The organism is Erysipelothrix amsterdamensis (assembly GCF_940143175.1).
Classification (GTDB): domain Bacteria; phylum Bacillota_I; class Bacilli_A; order Erysipelotrichales; family Erysipelotrichaceae; genus Erysipelothrix; species Erysipelothrix amsterdamensis.
The window spans coordinates 167,480-187,351 of sequence record NZ_OW659496.1 but is presented as its reverse complement, the minus strand read 5'-3'; the positions used below and the strand labels follow the sequence as shown (position 1 = coordinate 187,351).

Annotated in this window: 15 protein-coding genes and 1 other annotated feature; of the genes, 5 read left to right on the top strand and 10 right to left on the bottom strand. The window is 37.3% G+C overall.

Features of this window, described 5'->3' with window-relative positions; all coding sequences use genetic code 11:
* Positions 1–4: 4 nt before the first annotated feature.
* From NMG63_RS00825 to NMG63_RS00790, 8 genes are all read right to left on the bottom strand, one after another.
* Positions 5–772, bottom strand: a complete 768-nt coding sequence (locus NMG63_RS00825) for an inositol monophosphatase family protein (RefSeq protein WP_254007148.1) — start codon at positions 770–772, stop codon at positions 5–7.
* Between the two features lie 10 nt (positions 773–782).
* Complete coding sequence (locus tag NMG63_RS00820; protein ID WP_013852487.1) at positions 783–1,550, bottom strand: inositol monophosphatase family protein; 768 nt, start codon at positions 1,548–1,550, stop codon at positions 783–785.
* A 125-nt stretch (positions 1,551–1,675) separates the two neighbouring features.
* On the bottom strand, positions 1,676–5,452 hold the full coding sequence (rpoC, locus tag NMG63_RS00815; RefSeq protein ID WP_254007147.1) for a DNA-directed RNA polymerase subunit beta': 3,777 nt from the start codon (positions 5,450–5,452) through the stop codon (positions 1,676–1,678).
* A gap of 17 nt (positions 5,453–5,469) precedes the next feature.
* Positions 5,470–9,588, bottom strand: coding sequence for a DNA-directed RNA polymerase subunit beta (gene rpoB / locus NMG63_RS00810; RefSeq protein WP_254007146.1), 4,119 nt, complete (start codon positions 9,586–9,588; stop codon positions 5,470–5,472).
* 98 nt (positions 9,589–9,686) lie between these two features.
* The gene (locus NMG63_RS00805) at positions 9,687–10,271 is read right to left on the bottom strand and encodes a class I SAM-dependent methyltransferase (protein WP_254007145.1); all 585 of its coding nucleotides are present in this window, start codon (positions 10,269–10,271) and stop codon (positions 9,687–9,689) included.
* Between the two features lie 24 nt (positions 10,272–10,295).
* Entirely contained in the window at positions 10,296–10,667 is a 372-nt protein-coding gene (gene rplL / locus NMG63_RS00800; RefSeq protein ID WP_003775867.1) for a 50S ribosomal protein L7/L12, read from the bottom strand.
* A 22-nt stretch (positions 10,668–10,689) separates the two neighbouring features.
* Positions 10,690–11,262, bottom strand: a complete 573-nt coding sequence (rplJ, locus tag NMG63_RS00795; RefSeq protein ID WP_123171976.1) for a 50S ribosomal protein L10 — start codon at positions 11,260–11,262, stop codon at positions 10,690–10,692.
* Between the two features lie 35 nt (positions 11,263–11,297).
* Positions 11,298–11,411, bottom strand: a sequence feature (ribosomal protein L10 leader region).
* A gap of 126 nt (positions 11,412–11,537) precedes the next feature.
* Positions 11,538–11,924 carry a helix-turn-helix domain-containing protein gene (locus NMG63_RS00790; RefSeq protein WP_254007144.1) on the bottom strand — a complete coding sequence of 129 codons (387 nt, stop codon included), beginning with the start codon at positions 11,922–11,924 and terminating at the stop codon, positions 11,538–11,540.
* A 159-nt stretch (positions 11,925–12,083) separates the two neighbouring features.
* Between NMG63_RS00790 and NMG63_RS00785 the strand changes: the two genes are divergently transcribed.
* Complete coding sequence (locus NMG63_RS00785; protein ID WP_254007143.1) at positions 12,084–13,226, top strand: TraB/GumN family protein; 1,143 nt, start codon at positions 12,084–12,086, stop codon at positions 13,224–13,226.
* 31 nt (positions 13,227–13,257) lie between these two features.
* Here NMG63_RS00785 and NMG63_RS00780 read toward each other — a convergent pair whose 3' ends face one another.
* Together NMG63_RS00780 and NMG63_RS00775 are read right to left on the bottom strand one after the other, a co-directional pair.
* Complete coding sequence (locus tag NMG63_RS00780; RefSeq protein WP_254007142.1) at positions 13,258–14,328, bottom strand: NAD/NADP octopine/nopaline dehydrogenase family protein; 1,071 nt, start codon at positions 14,326–14,328, stop codon at positions 13,258–13,260.
* A gap of 95 nt (positions 14,329–14,423) precedes the next feature.
* Complete coding sequence (locus NMG63_RS00775; RefSeq protein ID WP_254007141.1) at positions 14,424–15,620, bottom strand: MFS transporter; 1,197 nt, start codon at positions 15,618–15,620, stop codon at positions 14,424–14,426.
* Between the two features lie 184 nt (positions 15,621–15,804).
* Between NMG63_RS00775 and NMG63_RS00770 the strand changes: the two genes are divergently transcribed.
* From NMG63_RS00770 to NMG63_RS00755, 4 genes are read left to right on the top strand one after another with little or no spacing between them, the layout of a single operon-like run.
* Positions 15,805–17,730: a BglG family transcription antiterminator gene (locus tag NMG63_RS00770; protein ID WP_254007140.1), complete on the top strand. Its 1,926-nt coding sequence runs from the start codon at positions 15,805–15,807 to the stop codon at positions 17,728–17,730.
* A gap of 12 nt (positions 17,731–17,742) precedes the next feature.
* On the top strand, positions 17,743–18,027 hold the full coding sequence (locus NMG63_RS00765) for a PTS sugar transporter subunit IIB (protein WP_013852477.1): 285 nt from the start codon (positions 17,743–17,745) through the stop codon (positions 18,025–18,027).
* Between the two features lie 17 nt (positions 18,028–18,044).
* Positions 18,045–18,491: a PTS sugar transporter subunit IIA gene (locus tag NMG63_RS00760; RefSeq protein ID WP_254007139.1), complete on the top strand. Its 447-nt coding sequence runs from the start codon at positions 18,045–18,047 to the stop codon at positions 18,489–18,491.
* A gap of 2 nt (positions 18,492–18,493) precedes the next feature.
* A complete protein-coding gene (locus NMG63_RS00755; protein ID WP_003775883.1) occupies positions 18,494–19,840 on the top strand; it encodes a PTS galactitol transporter subunit IIC in 1,347 nt (448 codons plus the stop codon).
* Positions 19,841–19,872 lie beyond the last annotated feature (32 nt).

Below are 19,872 nucleotides of genomic sequence, written 5' to 3'. Positions count from 1 at the left end.
ATTCTTATCTCCTATCTTTTAATTCCTGAATCACAGTGGGATTTGAAGCACACATAAATTCAAAATTCTTATCTTCAAATATAATCTTATTATCGCATGTATCGTAAGTGAATGCACCACCAACTGCCTCAAGAATGATTGTTGCGGCGGCAATATCCCACACCTTCAAACGACGTGAAAGATACACTTGATGACGTCCAGCAGCAACACCACAAATTTCCAGTGAAGCAGCACCCATATAACGTACCGACATAAACTCATCATGGGCTTTTACTGCATCACCAAACATAAGGTCTAAAGTCTTCGTATCTGAATAAACAACAGAATCCATTAACGTAATTGTTTGCGATAGCATTGGCAGTTTTCGATCATTAAGATAAGCACCATCCCCGTTTACGCCTACATACATCTCATCACGACTTACGTCATAAATAATCCCAAATACAGGTTTTTGATCTTCATAATATCCAACAGATATCGCGAAATTACGTTTTTCAAATATAAAGTTTGAAGTACCATCTATAGGATCAATAATCCATAAATTATCTAGACCTGTAGATGCAACCATTTTTTCTTCTGTTATAAAATTTTGATTGGGATACTTCGCATTAATACGATCCGCTAGAAACTTTTCTGTGCCTTTATCCACATTTGTGACAAAATCATTTCGAGCTGATTTTGTATCAATATTTAATTCTTCTTTCATATGTTCGCGAACATAGTCTCCTGCTTCATAAACTAACTGCTTCGCAAATACTAATTTTGATTGCATACGATTCTCCTTATAATAATACTTTTAAACTATCTTTTATATTTTGATTGGATGCCGCAATAAAGACGCGTGCTTCATTATCAAAATAAAGGGCATCTTCCAAATCCCCAAAATGATACGTTCCACCCACACACTGTAAGATAATAACAGCCGCAGCAAAATCCCAAACCTTTAGACTTGGAAAGACATAAGACTGCCATCTTCCTGCCGCAATATGACAAACCTCCAAAGCTCCAGACCCTAAAAATCGATGGGTAATAAATAAGGGTTTTAGCTCTTCAGGTGTTAAGCTAAATAAACCAGGACGGTATACATCACCAGAAACAATAGAATCTTTTAATAGTATCGATTGATCAAGCATGGGTAGTTTTATGTTATTTAGATATGCTCCCTCTCCAACAATACCTACAAACATTTCATCTGCCATCACATCGTAAACAATTCCAAAAACCGGTTCCCCTTTGTGGTAGTAACCAACAGAAATACTGAAATTCTGTTTTTGGTAAATAAAGTTTGTGGTTCCATCTATGGGATCAATAATCCAGAGATGATCTTGTCCCATCGTTTCTACGGTTTTTTCTTCAGTTAAGAAATTTTGATTTGAATATGCTTCCTTAATACCTGAGACTAGAAACACCTCAGTTTGTTTGTCGACATTAGTTACAAAATCAGATCTTGAAGATTTTAAACTAATATTAATGTCTTCTTTCATCATGTCTTTAATCCGTTCGCCGGCTTCGCGTACAAGATTAATCGTAAATTCTGCTTTTTTATTCATAGTAACGCCTCCATCTTATCATTATAAACCTTTCTTATGAAATATCTATATAAAAAAAAGCTCCTCCATTCGTATTATTGAATGGAGGAGCTTAATTCTCGAAATGCATTGATTTTAAAGTCCTATTATCCGCGAATAATTTCGCTGATAACTGAATCTTCTTCTTCAATTGTATTTCGTTCAATACGTTCTTGGCGCTTAATTTCTGCCAATTCTTTAACCATTTCGGTTGATTCACGGTATAATTCAGAACCTGTTCCCGCTGGAATTTTCTTACCAATGATAACATTTTCTTTAAGACCCATGAGTGGATCAATCTTAGACTTGATTGCAGCATCCGTAAGAACTTTTGTAGTTTCTTGGAATGAAGCAGCAGATAAGAATGATTCAGTTTCAACAGAAGCTTTAGAAATACCAAGTAACACTGGACGATAACGTGCAGGGTTCTTACCTTCCATGAGGATATCTTCATTGATTTGAGTCATATTATCAACGTGCATTTGAACTCCAGGAGAAATTCCTGTGTCTTGTCCGTCAATAACGATAACTTTACGCATCATTTGATTAATCATAACTTCAATGTGCTTATCAGAGATTTCGATACCACCACTTTGGTAAACTTTTTTAACTTCTTTTAGAATGTATTTTTGTACATCGAGACGGCCTGCATATTCCATAAGTTTCTTAGGATCTACAGAACCTTCTGTTAGTTTTTCACCGGCTGAAACCTCAGAACCAACTTTTAACCAGCCACGAGCAGGTTGATGTGGTAATGTATGGTGTTCAACAGATGTTTTATCGTTTGCGACGGTAATGATATAACCGAAACCATCTTCAGCATTACGGATGTCCGTAATACGTCCGGAAATTTCAGAAATCGCAGCACCTAGTTTTGGTGAACGTGCTTCAAAGAGTTCCTCAACACGTGGAAGACCTTGAGTGATATCTTCTCCACCAGCAACCGCAACCCCACCAGTATGGAAAGTACGCATGGTTAGCTGTGTACCTGGTTCCCCGATTGATTGAGCCGCTACGATACCGACTGCTTCTCCAACCTCAACAATTTCACCTGTAGCCATGTTACGTCCGTAACATTTTTTACAGATACCATGTTTTGATTCACATGAGAATACAGAACGAATTCGAACTTGTTTAATTCCTGAATTCACAATACGTTTCGCAGCAAATTCATCGATATATTCGTCTTCTTCGATAATAACTTCTTTAGTTTTTGGATCGACAATTGTTTCTTTAATGTATCGTCCAACAAGACGGTCATGTAATGATTCAACAACTGTATTTGATTTACGATCTAGAATTTCCTCTACAAGGAAACCGTTATCGCTATAGCAATCATCTTCAACGATTGTAACATCTTGCGCAACGTCAACAAGACGACGTGTAAGATATCCAGATTCCGCAGTTTTAAGAGCAGTATCCGTTAGTCCCTTACGCACACCGTGAGTAGAAACGAAGAATTCACTAACGTTTAGACCTTCACGGAATGATGAGTAGATTGGAACTTCAATAATTGATGATTGATAGCCTGATTTTGATTTTGATTGAGTAGGTTTACCCATTAAACCACGCATACCGGATAACTGAGTAAAGTTAGAAACGTTACCACGAGCACCGGATGTCGCCATCATATTGATAGGGTTTTTACGAGCAAGTTCGTCCATTAATTCCGCACCGACGCGTCCTTTAATACCATCCCATAGAGTCATCAGTTTACCTTCCCACTCTTGAGCTGTTAATCGTCCGCGTTTATATTGTTTCATTAATTTAGCAGCTTGTTCTTTCCCCTCTTCAACATATTTTTCTTTGTTAGGGGCAACATTGATATCACTTAACGCAACAGTCATACCCGCAACAGTTGAATAACGGAAACCTAAGTCTTTAATGTTATCTAAGATTTCAGCTGTTTTATCAATTGAGTAACGATCAAAGATTTCTTTGATAATTTTTTCGAGATCTTTTTTCTTGAAATCATTATTCAGTGGCATTGCACTGATAATTTCACGAACATCTTGTCCCATCGCAACAAAGAATTTATCGGGTATTGCTTTGAAGTTATCAGGTGACACTTCGTTCAAGTATGGGAAGTCACTTGGGAACATATCGTTAAAGATTAATTTACCAAGTGTAGTAACAAGATACATCTCATTTTGTTTTGCACTTAATGTTGATTTTTTAAGTGATGATGCACGAACACAAATACGAGTATGTAAGTGAATCAACTCATGTTCATAAGCAAGTTGTGCCTCATTGATGTCACGGAATGCTTTACCTTGGTTCTCACCAAAACGACGCCATTTTGCGCCTTCTTCCATATCACCACGAGCTTCACATTGTAATGCTTTTTCTTCAAATTCTTCTGGGGATTCTTCCATGTTTAAGTAGAAGTTTCCAAGAACCATATCTTGGGATGGTGTAACAATAGGTTTACCATCTTTAGGTCCAAGAATATTACGTGAACCAAGCATGAGCAATTCTGCTTCTGCTTGAGCCATTTCTGATAATGGAACGTGAACCGCCATTTGGTCACCATCAAAGTCCGCGTTAAACGCAGGTGTTACAAGAGGGTGAAGACGAATTGCACGACCTTCAATCATTTTAGGTTTAAAGGCTTGAATACCAAGACGGTGAAGTGTAGGGGCACGGTTTAAGAGCACTGGGTGATCTTGAATTACTTCTTCAACTATATCCCAAACACGTGGATCTTGACGTTCAATAAGTTTTTCAGCAGCTTTAGCATTATTACTAATTCCACGAACTTTCATCTCATTAACAACAAATGGTTTAAAGAGTTGAATTGCCATTTCTTTAGGAATACCACATTCATACATCTTAAGATCCGGTCCAACAGCGATAACTGAACGACCTGAGAAGTCTACACGTTTACCAAGCAAGTTGGCACGGAAACGACCTTGTTTCCCTTTAAGACTGTGTGAAAGTGATTTTAGAGGACGTCCACCAGCACCTGTAACAGGTTTTGAACGACGGCCATTGTCGATTAATGCATCAACAGCTTCTTGAAGCATACGCTTTTCGTTTTGAACGATAACTTGTGGTGTTCCCATTTCAAGTAAACGTTTTAGACGGTTATTACGTGTAATTACACGACGGTATAAATCGTTTGCATCTGAAGCAGCAAAACGTCCACCATCAAGTTGTAACATCGGACGTAAATCTGGTGGAATAACTGGAAGTTCAGTCAGTACCATCCATTCTGGCATGTTATCAGAATTAATGAATGCTTCAACAGTTTCAAGACGACGAATTAACTTCTTACGTTTATCCCCTTTAGCATTTTCCAATAAATCAAGAATTTCATTACGTTCTTTTTCTAAATCCATATTTTCAAGCAAGGATTTGATACCTTCTCCACCTGCTTGAGCTACGAAACCATTTGGTCCGTATTGATTGATGTATTCACGATATTCGCGGTCATCAATAATTTGTTTGTATTGTAATCCTGATTTCTTAGGATCGACAATTACCCATTTTACGAAGTAAACAACTTCTTCTAAAATTTTAGGGGTAATGTTTAGTAATAAACTCATTCGTGATGGAATACCACGTAGATACCAAATGTGTGCAACAGGTGCAGCTAAAGTAATATGTCCCATACGTTCACGACGTACAGCTGATTTCGTTACTTCAACACCACAACGGTCACAAATAACACCACGGTAGCGTACTTTCTTGTACTTACCACAGTAACATTCCCAATCCTTTGTAGGACCAAAAATCTTTTCACAGAACAATCCATCTCGTTCAGGTTTTTGTGAACGATAGTTAATTGTTTCTGGTTTTTTAACTTCTCCATGAGACCATTCTAGAATGCGCTCAGGGGACGCTAAAGCGAGTTGTATCGAGTCAAAATTATTAATACTCATGAGATTACCGCCTCCTTCTACGCTTGCTCATCAAGGTTTAGTGATTCAACCTCATTAGTTTCTTCAATTTCCACAACAATTTCTGGTTGCGGAACATCTTGCGATGGTGCTGAAGCAACTTCTTCATCACCATCTACAAGACTTTCTTTAATTTCTTCTTTGTTTTCGTCCAAGAATTTCACATCAAGTGCAAGTGCTTGGAGTTCATGTTTAAGTACTCGGAATGATTCTGGAATTCCAGGTTCTGGAATATCCTCACCATTTTGAATAGCGGCATAAGTTTTCGTACGTCCATTAACGTCATCAGACTTAATTGTAAGGATTTCTTGAAGTGTGTTTGCAGCTCCATAAGCATAGAGCGCCCAAACTTCCATCTCTCCAAATCTTTGTCCACCATTTTGTGCTTTACCACCAAGTGGTTGTTGAGTAACAAGTGAGTAAGGTCCTGTTGCACGCGCATGAAGTTTATCATCAATCATATGTGATAACTTAAGCATGTACATAACACCTACTGAAATACGTTCATCATAACGTTCACCAGTTTGTCCATCATAAAGTACCATCTTACCATCCGGTGAAACGTTACCTTCTTTCATGATATTGAATAGTTCATCTGTTTCAATACCATCGAAAACACTTGTAGCAAATTTAATATTTAAGTTCTTCGCTGCAATACCAAGGTGTAATTCTAAGATTTGTCCAATGTTCATACGACTTGGAACCCCAAGAGGGTTAAGCATAATATCAACAGGTGTACCATCTTCCATGTATGGCATATCTTCTACAGGAAGAATCTTAGAGATAACCCCTTTATTACCGTGACGTCCAGCCATCTTGTCACCTTCATGGATTTTACGTTTTTGAACGATGTAAACCTTAACAGATTCACTTACTCCAGGTGGCAAGTCATGCCCTTCTGCGCGGCTAAAGATTTTGATATCTTGAACGATACCTGATCCACCATGTGGAACTTTGAGTGAGTTATCACGTACTTCACGTGATTTTTCACCGAAGATTGCAAGTAATAATTTTTCTTCCGGAGAAATTTCGCTTTGTCCTTTAGGTGTAACTTTACCAACAAGGATATCGCCTTCTTTTACTTCGGCACCAATCATAACGATTCCGCGCGCGTCAAGATGACGACATGCGACTTCACTCACGTTTGGTATATCACGTGTAATTTCTTCAGGTCCAAGTTTTGTCTCACGAACTTCAAGTGTGTATTCTTCAATATGAATTGATGTATAAACATCTTCTTTTACAAGACGTTCACTCATGATGATCGCATCTTCATAGTTATAACCGTTCCAAGTCATAAATGCGACTGTAACGTTTTGACCAAGAGCAAGCTCACCATTTTGCATGGATGGACCATCCGCAAGGATGTCACCATTTGAAACTTTTTCACCAAGAGCCACTAAAGGTTTTTGGTTAATACATGTTCCTTGGTTTGATCGTCTAAATTTTTGTAGTAAATAAGTACGTTCTTTTCCTGATACTCCGTTTACAATAACGCGGTTTGCATCAACATAAGAAACGATTCCGTCTTCATGACAAATTACCGCACTCCCTGAATCCTTCGCAATACGGTGTTCAATACCCGTACCAACAAATGGTGAATTCGGTTTTAAAAGCGGAACAGCTTGACGTTGCATGTTGGCACCCATGAGGGCACGAGAAGCATCATCATTTTCCAAGAATGGAATCGCTGCGGTCGCAACAGAAACGATTTGTTTTGGACTCACGTCAATAAGTTCTACCGTATCGCGGTGTGCAAGAATATTTTCACCACGGTAACGAACAACAACTTCTTCATTCACAAGTTTGTGATCTTGAACTTCGTTCGCTTGCGCAATAACATATTCAAATTCATCATCTGCAGATAAGTAGATAATATCTTCAGTAACTTTTCCATCTGGAGTAACGATTCGGTATGGTGTTTGAATAAATCCATACTTGTCAATTTTTCCATATGAAGTTAAGTTCGAAATCAACCCGATATTCGGTCCTTCAGGTGTTTCGATTGGACAAATACGACCGTAGTGTGATGTATGAACATCTCGAACTTCGAAACCAGCACGGTCACGGGTAAGTCCACCCGGTCCTAAAGCTGAAATACGACGTTTGTTTGTAAGTTCTGCAAGTGGGTTCAATTGGTCCATAAATTGTGACAATTGAGATGAAGAGAAGAACTCTTTAACCATTGCCGTTAATGGACGAACGTTTGTAAGATTTTTCGGTGTTAAGTTTGATGAATCTGAAGAGATTGACATACGTTCCTTAACAACACGTTCCATACGGCTTAAACCAATACGGAATTGATTTTGGATTAATTCTCCAACAGTACGAATACGACGGTTACCTAATTGGTCAATATCGTCTTCATTACCAACACCATCAATGAAGTTTAAGAAATATGAATATGTAGCATAGATATCTGAAGCTACGATTGTTGTTTTTTCAAGTAATGGATCAATACCAACAATCTTAACAATTTCTGTTTCATCATCTTCTTGTGCAACAAATAATTCTTGCATTGCTGCTCCAACTAACCACATTGTTACAGGTCCGTCTTCTAATGAATCAACAATCAATTTTTCATTTGTTTTATTAATCTTCGGTACATTGTAATTTGGTGTGAAACGATCCGCAACTAAATTACCTTTTGCAGACATCATATCTGCGCCAGAAGCATTAAGAATACGTCCAACAGTATATAAGCGTTGTGAGTAGTTAAGAACTGCCCATACGTTATCTTTAGTTATCACGACTTCTTTAGCCATAATACCTGTATAAATTTGAATATCTTCGCCTTTTAAGGTTTCAATGTCGCTTGCTGTAAGAACAGTTCCGCGTTCAAACTCAAAATCATCACCATCGACATCTTTTGATAAAATACGTCCAACTAAATGAAGCGTACCATCAACTGTAATATCACGAACATCAGGTGCTGAGAAGATATTCTTAAGTGGGAATACGTTCATATGTCCGCCTTCGCGTAATACTTCACGTAATTTTAAGACATCATCACGGCGTGTAATGTGAGTTCCTTTTTCAAAAACAACATTACCGTTAATATCTTTAATATCACTTGTAAGAACTGTTCCATTTACACGGTTGTAAACTTCGAGTTTTTTATGAATTTTATAACGACCTGCTTTATTAAGGTCATAACGGCGTGGATCTAAGAACTTCGCGTTCATCAAGTTGATAGCACCGTCAGTTGTAGGAATTTCATCAGCACGTTGGTTTTCATACATTACACGTAATGAATCTTCGAACGTAACAGTTTTATCTAATACTAATGAGTTAACAATCTCAGGATAGTTTCCAAAGAATGCTGTATAGAGTAACGCATATAAAGTTAAGAATTCACGTTTTTCGCTATCAATTTCTTCCCATTCATCATAAACAGGTAAATTCATAGCGTTTAAGAACGTTTTAAATGAGTGTGTATCAAACGCATCTTCACCTTCTTGTAAATCAAGACTTAAACCAAAAGACTTGAAAAGAATTGTGGAAACGATTGTACGCTTACGGTCAACTTTCATGTTAATAACTCGACCATTAGCCGCTTTACGATCATCACTCATAAATTCTAACCAAGTACCACGACTTGGAATTAATTCGGACATGAACGTGTCACGACCTGTTTTATCATCATTTTCAGACTTAAAATACGCTCCAGGAGAACGCACAATTTGCGAAACAATAACTCGTTCCGCTCCATTAATAATAAAGGTTCCTGTTTCTGTCATTAAAGGAAGATCACCGAGGAACACCTCTTCTTCTTTTTCAATAACTTCACCAGTTTGTTTATTAATTACTTCTAGACGCATTGTAGCTCGAAGTGGCGCAGCATAGTTTGCTTCGCGTGATCGGCATTCGTCTACGTTATATTTAGGTTCACCAAAAGAATAATCAATGAACTTTAGTTTTACATTTTCATTATAGCTTTGAATAGGATAGATTTCGTTAAAAACTTCAAAGAGTCCCTCGTTTTTAAACCATTCATACGCATCCGTTTGAATTTCTACCAAATTAGGCAATTCTAAGGTTCCACTAACTTGAGAATAATCACGACGGGTAGCCTTATTACCAAATTTCTTTACACTATATACTTGGTTTTTCTCCATTTATGCCATCCTTTCCTGTACTTTTTATAACAACCAAAAAAACGCGCATAAATCCACTATTATGCAATTATATATATTATCACTAATGTGGGTTACAGTCAACGCTTTGAGGCACAATAGATGTAATATCCCTTTTCTTTTTTCAATAACTCGCAATTACCAAATAATGCTTCACATTTCGCTTGCGCAGACTTTGCTCCATGTGACTTACGAATCACAAAGATAAACATCCCATCTTTGTTCAAAACATCGTAAGCATTATCAAATAAAGAATACATTTTTTCTTTTCCAACACGAATCGGTGGATTGCTGATTACAAAGTCATACAAGCCATCCAATCCATCTTGAATTTTATTAATTCCATTCACATTATATTTTTCATAGTTTATATTGGCGAGTTCAACCGAACGCGGATTAACATCTACGCCCGTCAATTCAATATCACTAAAGAAATGCGAAAGTATAACGCCAACAACCCCGATACCACATCCAAGGTCAGCAACCTTCCCTTTTAAGGGCTGATCCACACAAACCTTGAGTAGTGCTTCGGTACCGCGATCGAGACCATCTTTCGAGAAAACCCCATCATCCGAGATAACTGAAAAACTAATGTCTAAAAACCGGAAAGGGATATCTCTCCGGTTTTTATTCAAATTAGAATTGTCTGTAAAGTAATGACTCACAGAATATCCTTCTTAACGTGTTAATTATTTAACTTCTACAACTGCGCCAGCTTCAACAAGTTTAGCTTTGATTTCTTCTGCTTCTGCTGGTTTGATGTTTTCTTTAATTGCTGTTGGTGCTCCGTCAACTAATGCTTTAGCTTCCATCATACCTAAACCTGTGATGTCGCGTAATGCTTTGATAACTCCAACTTTTGAACCTGAGATTTCTTTCAAGATTACTGAAACTTCACTTGGTCCTTCTTCTTCGCCAGCGTCTGCTGCTGCTGCAACTGCAACTGGTGCTGCTGCTGAAACTCCGAATTCTTCTTCGATTGCTTTTACTAATTCATTTAATTCTAAGATTGTCATTTCCTTTAGGGAAGCGATTAGTTCTTCTGATGTTAATTTTGCCATCTTAATATTTCCTCCTATTTAATTAAGCTTCTGTAGCTTCTTCTTTTACTTCTTCTACAACAGGTGCTTCTTCAGCAACTGCTGCCTCTTCAACAACTTCTCCGCCTTCTGCACGTTGTTCAGCAACTTGTGATACAGCGTAAGCAAAGCTTCGGATTGGTGATTGGAGCATTCCAGCCAACATAGCAACCATGCCATCGTGGTTTGGTAATGCTGAGAGTTCTTTGATTTCTTCTTGGTCTACTAAGTTACCGTCAACGATACCAGCTTTAAGGATTAACTTTTTGTTCTTCTTAGCGAAGTTAGCTAATACTCGAGCAGGCGCAACAGCATCTTCTCCAAACGCAACACCGTTAGGTCCTGTTAATTCGGATTTTAAACCTTCAAAGTCTGTGCCTTCGACAGCGCGTTGGAACATTGAGTTTTTATAAACTTTAAATTCCACGTTTTCTGCACGAAGTTGACGACGTAGTTCAGTCATTTGATCTACGGTTAGTCCACGGTACTCAACAATAACTGTTGATCCGGCATTCATTACTTTATCTTGAATCTCTGCAACAACAGCTTTTTTATTTTCTAAAATTTCTGTACGCAAATGATTCACCTCCATTCGATCTCGGAAATCAAATTAAACCAAAAAAAATAAACCTATCCAAAAGACAGGTTCAAAAGTTTTATACTTTCACCTCGGTAACGTTATTAAGGTTGCCCCGTTACTGTCTTTGGTTAATTGATAACATAGTTATTCTACCAACTTTAATCGAAAAGTCAAGATTTTTATGATATGAGTGTCTATTATTTCAAACAAATCGAAATAATATGTATAATCTTCATTGTTATATAAAATAAGCGAATGTCCGATCCATCCGCTTATTTACATTCGTCTGTGATTAAATGTGCTTTTTTTCGTAAGAACATCACCAGGTCATTAATAAGTCTAATTTTATTTTCCTCATCAAGTTCGCGAATATTAAAACCTATTTCGTGATGTGTTGCGCATAAGTTTAATACATGATAAAACGCTAAATGTAAGCTCCACTCATCAAACTCTTGCATATGCTTTGGTTTTTGACACAATAGGCACTCAACAGAAATATTCAATTCCTCACATATCTTTACGAGATTTGAAATATCGGGATTTGAAATACCTACTTCCCACTTTGCGACTGCTTGTTGGGAGTAATTTACACGTTTCGCGAGCTCACGCTGCGTTAATTTTCTTTTTAATCGTATTTTCTTTAGATTAGCGTCTAACATCGTGCTCACCCCTCGAATTGATTATAATCGACAAGAAATGAAAAAAATATATCATTTTTTTATTATATTCTTAAGTAATCTTAATGTTTAACCGTAAATTTAGATTTGGTACTATGGGTGGCATTTATAATTTGTTATGATGATGACACGAGGTATACTATGAAGACAATTAAATTTAAAGATAAAACACTGCATTTTGTATCCACTGCTCACGTATCTAAACAATCTGTTCTTGATGTTCAACAGGCAATTGAAACAATACAACCACAGGCCGTTTGCATTGAATTGGATGATAATCGTGCTCGAAATCTCATGGAATCTGACAAGTATAAAGAAATCGATATTAAACAAATTATAAAAACCAAACGGGTTGGTGCCTTTATCGCCACCTTGGTTCTTTCTTCTTATCAGAAAAAACTTGCTGACGATCTCAATACATCCGTTGGACAAGAGATGAGACAGGCGATTGAGAGTGCTAAAGATGTTGATGCTTCAGTCCATTATATTGATCGAGATGTTCAAGTAACGTTTAAGCGTATTTGGGGTAATCTCACATTTTTTAAGAAAATCTCACTTCTTTCCACACTTCTTTTTAGTGTCTTTGAAGATGATAATGTTTCCGAGGCTGATGTGGAAAATTTAAAAGAGAGTGATTTGTTGTTTGAAGCAGTTCGGGAGATGGATGAAAAACTCCCTGCAATCTCCAAAAGCCTTTTACATGAACGTAATGCCTATATGGCCGAAAAAATTAAGGCCCTTCCCGAGCAAGAAATCGTAATCGTGGTGGGTGCTGCACATACCGAAGGTCTTATTGAGTCTCTTAATCACGAACATTCACTATACGATTTGAATCAAATCCCCGCTAAAAAACGGTTTAATATTTCCGGATGGATTGTGCCCGGCGTTATCATCGCCTTACTTTTTGCCCTCACGCTTAAAAATCCACACATGGCGCTTAATGACCTTATCGTTTGGTTTGCACTAAGTGGTGGCCTTGCAGTCTTAGGTGCCCTCTTGTGCCTAGCACACCCCCTTACAATCCTCACGACCGCACTTACCGCTTGGATTGGAACCCTTTCACCTGTTTTAGGTGTTGGCATGTTTGCAGGTCTCATGGAAGCGTATCAAAGACCACCAACCTTTGAAGACTTTGATTCCTTATCCGAACACGCAACACATGCAAAAATGTGGTATAAAAATAAAGTTTTACGAATTTTACTAATTTTTGTAATCACATCCCTGTTTAGTTCTATCGGTACATTTATCGCCGGTGGAAATATAATCGGTTCATTATTCAAATAAAAAGAGTTCAGTGCATTCACACTGGACTCTTTTACTGTATAACGTCTTTAATTTGCTGGATATTCATATCCTTAAGACCTAAATCTTCCATGCTTGGTCCCATTGCCCAGCAATCCTTCTCCAAAATAGAAGAACCCAAAGTCACTAAACTATCCATAATTGGTGTTCCTATATGAAGATGTGATGCTAATTTAGCCCAAGTAGCTAACCCAAAAGGAATATCTTCAGAATAATATCTTCCCTTCACATCGGCAGGTCCTTTAATCGATGCAAAACTCTCATTTTCTGAAATTACTTTATGAAGATCATCCGATGCATTTGGACCTCCAACTCCTTTATTAACCGTTTCAGAATCATATCCGAAAGCTTCTAGAAGATGGATGCGTTCTTGATCCAAAGTTTCTGTTGTACGCACAACACACGAAGTAAATCCTTCTGTATAAAAGTAGAATTCACCTTGTGCCTTTTCAATGCGTCCAGCGTTTAGTATACATCCTGGAACATGAATAACTGGATTCAAACTGTTTAATCCACAGGCAACAACACTTTCCACAGGTTGAATGCCATCATAAAGGTCGGACAATAAATGACATACTCGCATTGTTTCTTTTGCCGGTAATACACCTACTTTAAGTGGGTTAAAGCGACTCATAATCATGACATGTCCCGGTTTGATAATTCGGGTCGCATAAGGAAGCGTATGAGCTTCTGCAAAGGCAACATTCGCCTGATTACCAACATCTTCCATGGCTTTCTTAAAGATTAAACTTCCAAATGTACCAGGAACAATGAAGACTGTTTGACCTTCCTTCAAGCATGGTGCTAGGCGATAAGCGTAATCTTTGTGAGCAAAGGCTGGTACCGCAACAATTATAATCTCCGCATCTTCGATACCTTTTTGTAAATCTGTTGTTACAGATTTAAGATTCGCAATACCATCCAAAACCCCTGTTACGTGAATTTGAAACGAATCAAAAACCGTTTGCATATGATGTTTAAATCGTGCATCTTCAATTAAGTTCACCGAAAATCCTTTAAGCGTTAAATCTGCGGCTGCAGCATGAGCGCCGTTTCCGCCACCAATGATCGCAATATTTTTCATACTCATTCCTCCTATTACCTATAATTATAGAACCCACGCATCAATGTGTTCTTAAAATGTAATAAGAGGCATCGTATGTGTAACGATGCCTCTTATTATTTCATTCTTTTTTCTGGTTTTAATAGAATTATAAATGACAGGATAAAGATAACGCCTGCAAACATAAAGGTTGATGAGGGTGAAATCGTATAAATTAAACTTGTTAGTAATGCACCGAAAATTTTCCCAAGCATTAAAAGTGAGTTATAAAGACCGGCAAGTTGATTTCCTTCCTCAACACTGTGCTTATTCGAAATAACTGAGTTTTGAAGAATTGGAATCATTACTGTATACATTCCAAACCACGCAAGTGCAAAACCAACAAAAGGTTTTGATGTCTGGCTAAAACTTACAATGATTGCAAGTGATCCCATCGCAATAAATACTGTTTTTAAAAGACCAAGCTCCACCCCTTGTTTTTTACGATTACGACGTCGAATAAGAACGACATTCAATACAACCGCAAATAATCCCGTAATTGCTTTAATAATCCCGTTTTGGCTGGGTACGAAGTTGAAAATATCTTTAATATAATAATTAAAACTTTGATCAAACAATGTTGTACCAACTGAAGATGTGAAAGTCACAATCAATAAGATTAAGACGACATCCTTCATAAGATGACGGGAAGACTGAAGCACTTTTAACGGATTCGAGTTGCGAATCATGGACCATTCCATTTTTTCTTCAATTTTCTCATGACTTCCTAAGATTAAATAAAACATAATTCCTAAAACAATTTGGAATACCGCTTGAATTACAAATGTTAAGCGTACGGATACATCACCCAGATAACCGCCAATAAAGAAACCAAGGGCAGCACCAACACTCACAATAATCGAAGATATCGTAATGTAATGAGATTGACGATCCTCAGGTGCTTCATTCACAACATAACTCATCAGTCCAACTTGGAATCCCCCTGCAAAAATACCACTGAGTAATCTCGCAAAATAAATACTGTATCGATTTAATGCATAACCAAATAGCAGTTGAGCAATGGCGTATCCAATTGATGAAATCATCAAAATACGCGTTTTCTTCATCCCATTTGCGACATTTGACCAAACAAGCGCAAATATGAAGTTGGTAAGACACATTGCCGCAAAAGATAAGCCAAAAACATGCGGTGGTAACTCCAATGACTTTAAAAGGGTTGGTGTTACAGGGTGCCCTAAATTCATCCCTATCGTTAAGAGTAAATTCAACACCACAAATATACTCATCTTATTTTTTTCAATCAATAACTTCACAACATTCCTCCACTAAATCTTCTTTGGTCATTATATCATAAGGCCTCTCGAATTCTTACCAACTCGCCTTTCGCTATGTCGTTACCTAACCGACTTACACCATTATGCATGTCTGTTGACAAAGGACAAACACGAACTGCACACTATATAGAATAAAGTAAACTATGAATGAGAGGTGATGTTGATGGAATTAACACAAAGACAAAATAGTATTCTTTTGTTGATAATCAATGCACATGATGCGATTACCAGCGATGATATTGCAACTGAACTGAATATATCGAGCAAAACGGTTCAACGGGAAGTTCAAGCAATCGATAGCATCCTAAAAAAACACAGCATGGCAATCACCTCCTTACGCGGTAAAGGCTATCTTATTGACGACTCATACAAAAACGAAATGTGGAAAACGTATTTCTATAACGATGAGTTTGATAATAGCGTATTACCGAATGTAAGACAATCTCGGGTTGAATGGATTATTCGTAAAATTGCGAATGGAACTTTGAATGGCACTTATTTTACATTAGAGGCCCTTGCCGACAATTTATTTATAAGTTTATCAACACTTAAAAGAGATCTGGTCAGCGTAAGACGAATTCTAAGGGAATATCATATCTTCCTTGAAAACGATTATAAACGTGGTTTAGTCCTAACAGGTGATGAAAACAGCATTCGTCGCCTCATTAACGATTACCTTGTGTTGGAAAAATCGACCATTGATATCAACCGTATCATCGGTCAAAACACACCGCGTATGGATATTATTGAACGCATTATTGTGACATGCATTCAAAAGTATCAACTGCATCTTACAGACATTGGGTTTAAGAATCTTTCGATTCACATTGAAATTGCTTTAACACGTATTGAACAAGGTAAGCTCGGTCTAAGTAACACAACCACATCAATTAATACCGATTCAAATGCTTATTTATGTGCTGAAGCCCTAGCGGGAATGCTGGAAGAGGCATTAACCCTTAAAATTCCAAAAAGTGAAATCATAAATATTTATATCCATTTAAGTTCTCAGAAAAAACTCCATACAGATGTTGATAACATTAACTCTGAGTCTCATCGCAATTTACAAATCCTCAATGAAGCCCTCGATGACATTTATAGAATTTACGGTAGTGATTTCCGTCATGATGAAATTCTTAAACAAGGATTGATGACCCATTTAGAAAGCGCTCTAAAACGTATTGAACTCGGACTTTCAATTCGCAATGAATTGTTGGATGAGATCGAGAAGAATTATCCATTCGAAATACAAATTGCGAAGGTTCTTGCGTTTCACTTTTTAAAAACAAACGCTATAGCATTCAATTTAGATGAAGTTGGTTTCCTCGCACTTCATTTCTGCGGTGCTCGCGAGCGAGCCCGACAAGACGAAAAGAGTGAGACAACACGCGCAATTGTTGTGTGCACTACGGGAGTCGGTACCGCTATGTTGCTTAAAGCAAAATTGGAGTCACAGTTTAGCGATGCACTTGAAATTAAAAAAGTCAGTGCTCTTTATCAACTTGATAAGAACGATATGGACGATGTGGATTTACTCATCTCCACAGTTCACATCGATCGTAATTTAGGGGTTCCTACAGTTGTCGTTTCCGCAATTGTTACAGATCGAGATATCGCGCATATTAAGCGATATATTAAAGGCAATCCTTCAAATTCGCATTCGGTCGCTGATTTATTCGACGAAAAACTTTTTATCGCAAATCCTGATACGCAAACACCTCAAGAACTTCTTGAATTGATGAGCCAGAAAGCCCTCAATCTTGGCTATATCGATAAAGCGTGTCAAGAATCAATTATAGAACGCGAAGTGCTTGGTTCTACTGAAGTCGGTAACCTCGTTTGTATCCCTCACAATATCGAAGGTTCTGTATATCGACCCTCCATCGTGGTATGTGTTCTCGATAAACCCATCCCGTGGAAATATGATCACGTTCAACTCATTCTCATGATTCTCATTGATCAAGACCATCGCACACATTATTCCGATTTATTCGCGGAACTTTATGCAGAAATTGACCATCAATATAAAGTGTCAAACATTATTAAAAATAAGAATATTGCTTATATGAAATCGCTCTTTATTGAGTAGGAAAGGTATTTTATGAAAACTATTATTGTAGCATGTGGATCAGGGATCGCAACAAGCACTGTTGCCACATCAAAACTTAAAGCAGGACTTGAAGCAAAAGGCCTCCTTGATCAAGTTAAATTTATTCAAACTTCTCTTGCTGAATTACCATCCATCGCATCCGATCAAGATGTGATTGTAACTACAGCTCAAGGTGGAGAAGGTTATGGTATTCCCGTTGTATCAGGTCTATCCCTCTTAACAGGCATGGGCGCTCAAGCAACAATCGATAACGTAATTGAAATCCTTGGCTTATAGAAAACGTGGTGATTACAGTGTTTAATGAAGATTTAGTATTTTTAGATTTAGAAGTATCATCTCAAGATGAGTTGTTTGATGTCATGAATCAACATCTCTTAGATCTTGGATATGTTAATGAAGCGTATTTAAATGCTCTTAAGGAACGTGAAGCAACTTATCCTACTGGACTCGCAGCACCTGTATGCAGCGTCGCAATTCCTCATGTAGATTCAAGTTACATTCATAAACCAGGTATTGCATTTGTACGTGTATCACAACCGATTTCATATAAAGAAATGGTCACCGATAATGATCTTGAAGTAAAACTATTCTTTTTCTTACTTGTGAAAAACAAAGAGGAACAAGTTCAAATTTTAAGTAAACTTATGGGTACATTCTCGGATGATGATTTCTTAAATCAATTATTACAAGGAAAAACGAACACAGAAATTTTAGATATTTTAACTAAAGGAGTAGCATAGTCATGTCAATTTTAAATTTTATTGTTGATCTTGGTCCTGCCGTAATGATGCCAATCATCTTTACCCTCTTTGCCTTAGCGCTTGGAGTTAAATTTAGTAAAGCATTCAAATCAGGATTAATGGTCGGTATTGGTTTTATTGGATTGAATATCGTTATTGAATTACTAACAAAAAACTTGGAACCAGCTGCAAAGCAAATGGTTGCGAATTTCGGTCTTAACTTAACAGTTCTTGATGTTGGTTGGCCGGCTGCAAGTGCTATCGCATTTGGTTCAGCTGTTGGGGTATTAATTATTCCTGTTGGAATTCTGGTTAACATTATTATGTTATCTACCAAAACAACAAAAACGGTTAACGTTGATATTTGGAACTTCTGGCATTTTGCCTTTACAGGTTCTCTTGTATTTATGATTACCAATGATTTAATTGTTAGTCTTTTAATGGCAGCATTTAATATGGTGATAATTATGGTTATTGGAGACCGTACCGCTCCGCTTGTTGAAAAACAACTTGGTTTACCTGGTATTTCAATTCCGCATGCATTTACCGCATCTTTTGCACCAATCGCTTATGTTTTAAATGCAATTATCGATAAGATTCCTGGTATTAATAAAATTAAGCTTGATGAAAAAGCATTCCAGAAAAAATTTGGTATGTTTGGTGATCCAGCAATTCTTGGTACATTTGTTGGGATTTTATTAGGTCTTGTTGCTGGTTATGATTTCAAAGGCATTACAAACCTTGCAATCGTTATGGCCGCAGTTCTTGTCTTAACACCAAAAATGTCTGCAATTCTTATGGAAGGTTTAATGCCTATCAGTGAAGCAGTTCAAGCTAAAATTCAAAAGAAATATGGCGAAAACTCAAATCTTCTTATTGGACTTGATTCAGCAGTTGGTGTTGGTAACCCTGTTACCCTTACAATTTCACTTGTAATGGTTCCTATTACAATTATTCTTGCCTTTATTATTCCAGGTAATCAATTCTTACCTTTCGCAAGTCTTGCAGGTTTACCATTTATGTTTGTTTTAATTGCACCGCTTTGTGGTGGAGACTTCTTCCGTACTCTAATCGTTGGAATCTTTACCGTATCCATCGGTCTTTTAATCGGTACAAACATTGCGCCAATCTTTACTGAAGCTGCGAAAGCAGCCAACTTTGCAATCCCAGGTGGTTCTGCATTGATTTCAAGTATTGATTACGGTAGTTCATGGTTACCATTTATGATGGTAAAACTTGTTGAATATAAATGGGTCGGTGTTGCTATTGCCGGTGCTATCTCAGCGGTTCTTATGGTTTGGAACCGTAAGTTAATTCTTAAAGAACAAGCAATCAAAGATCAAGCTTAGTCTTTAAAATATATAAAAAAGGATTGAAATCG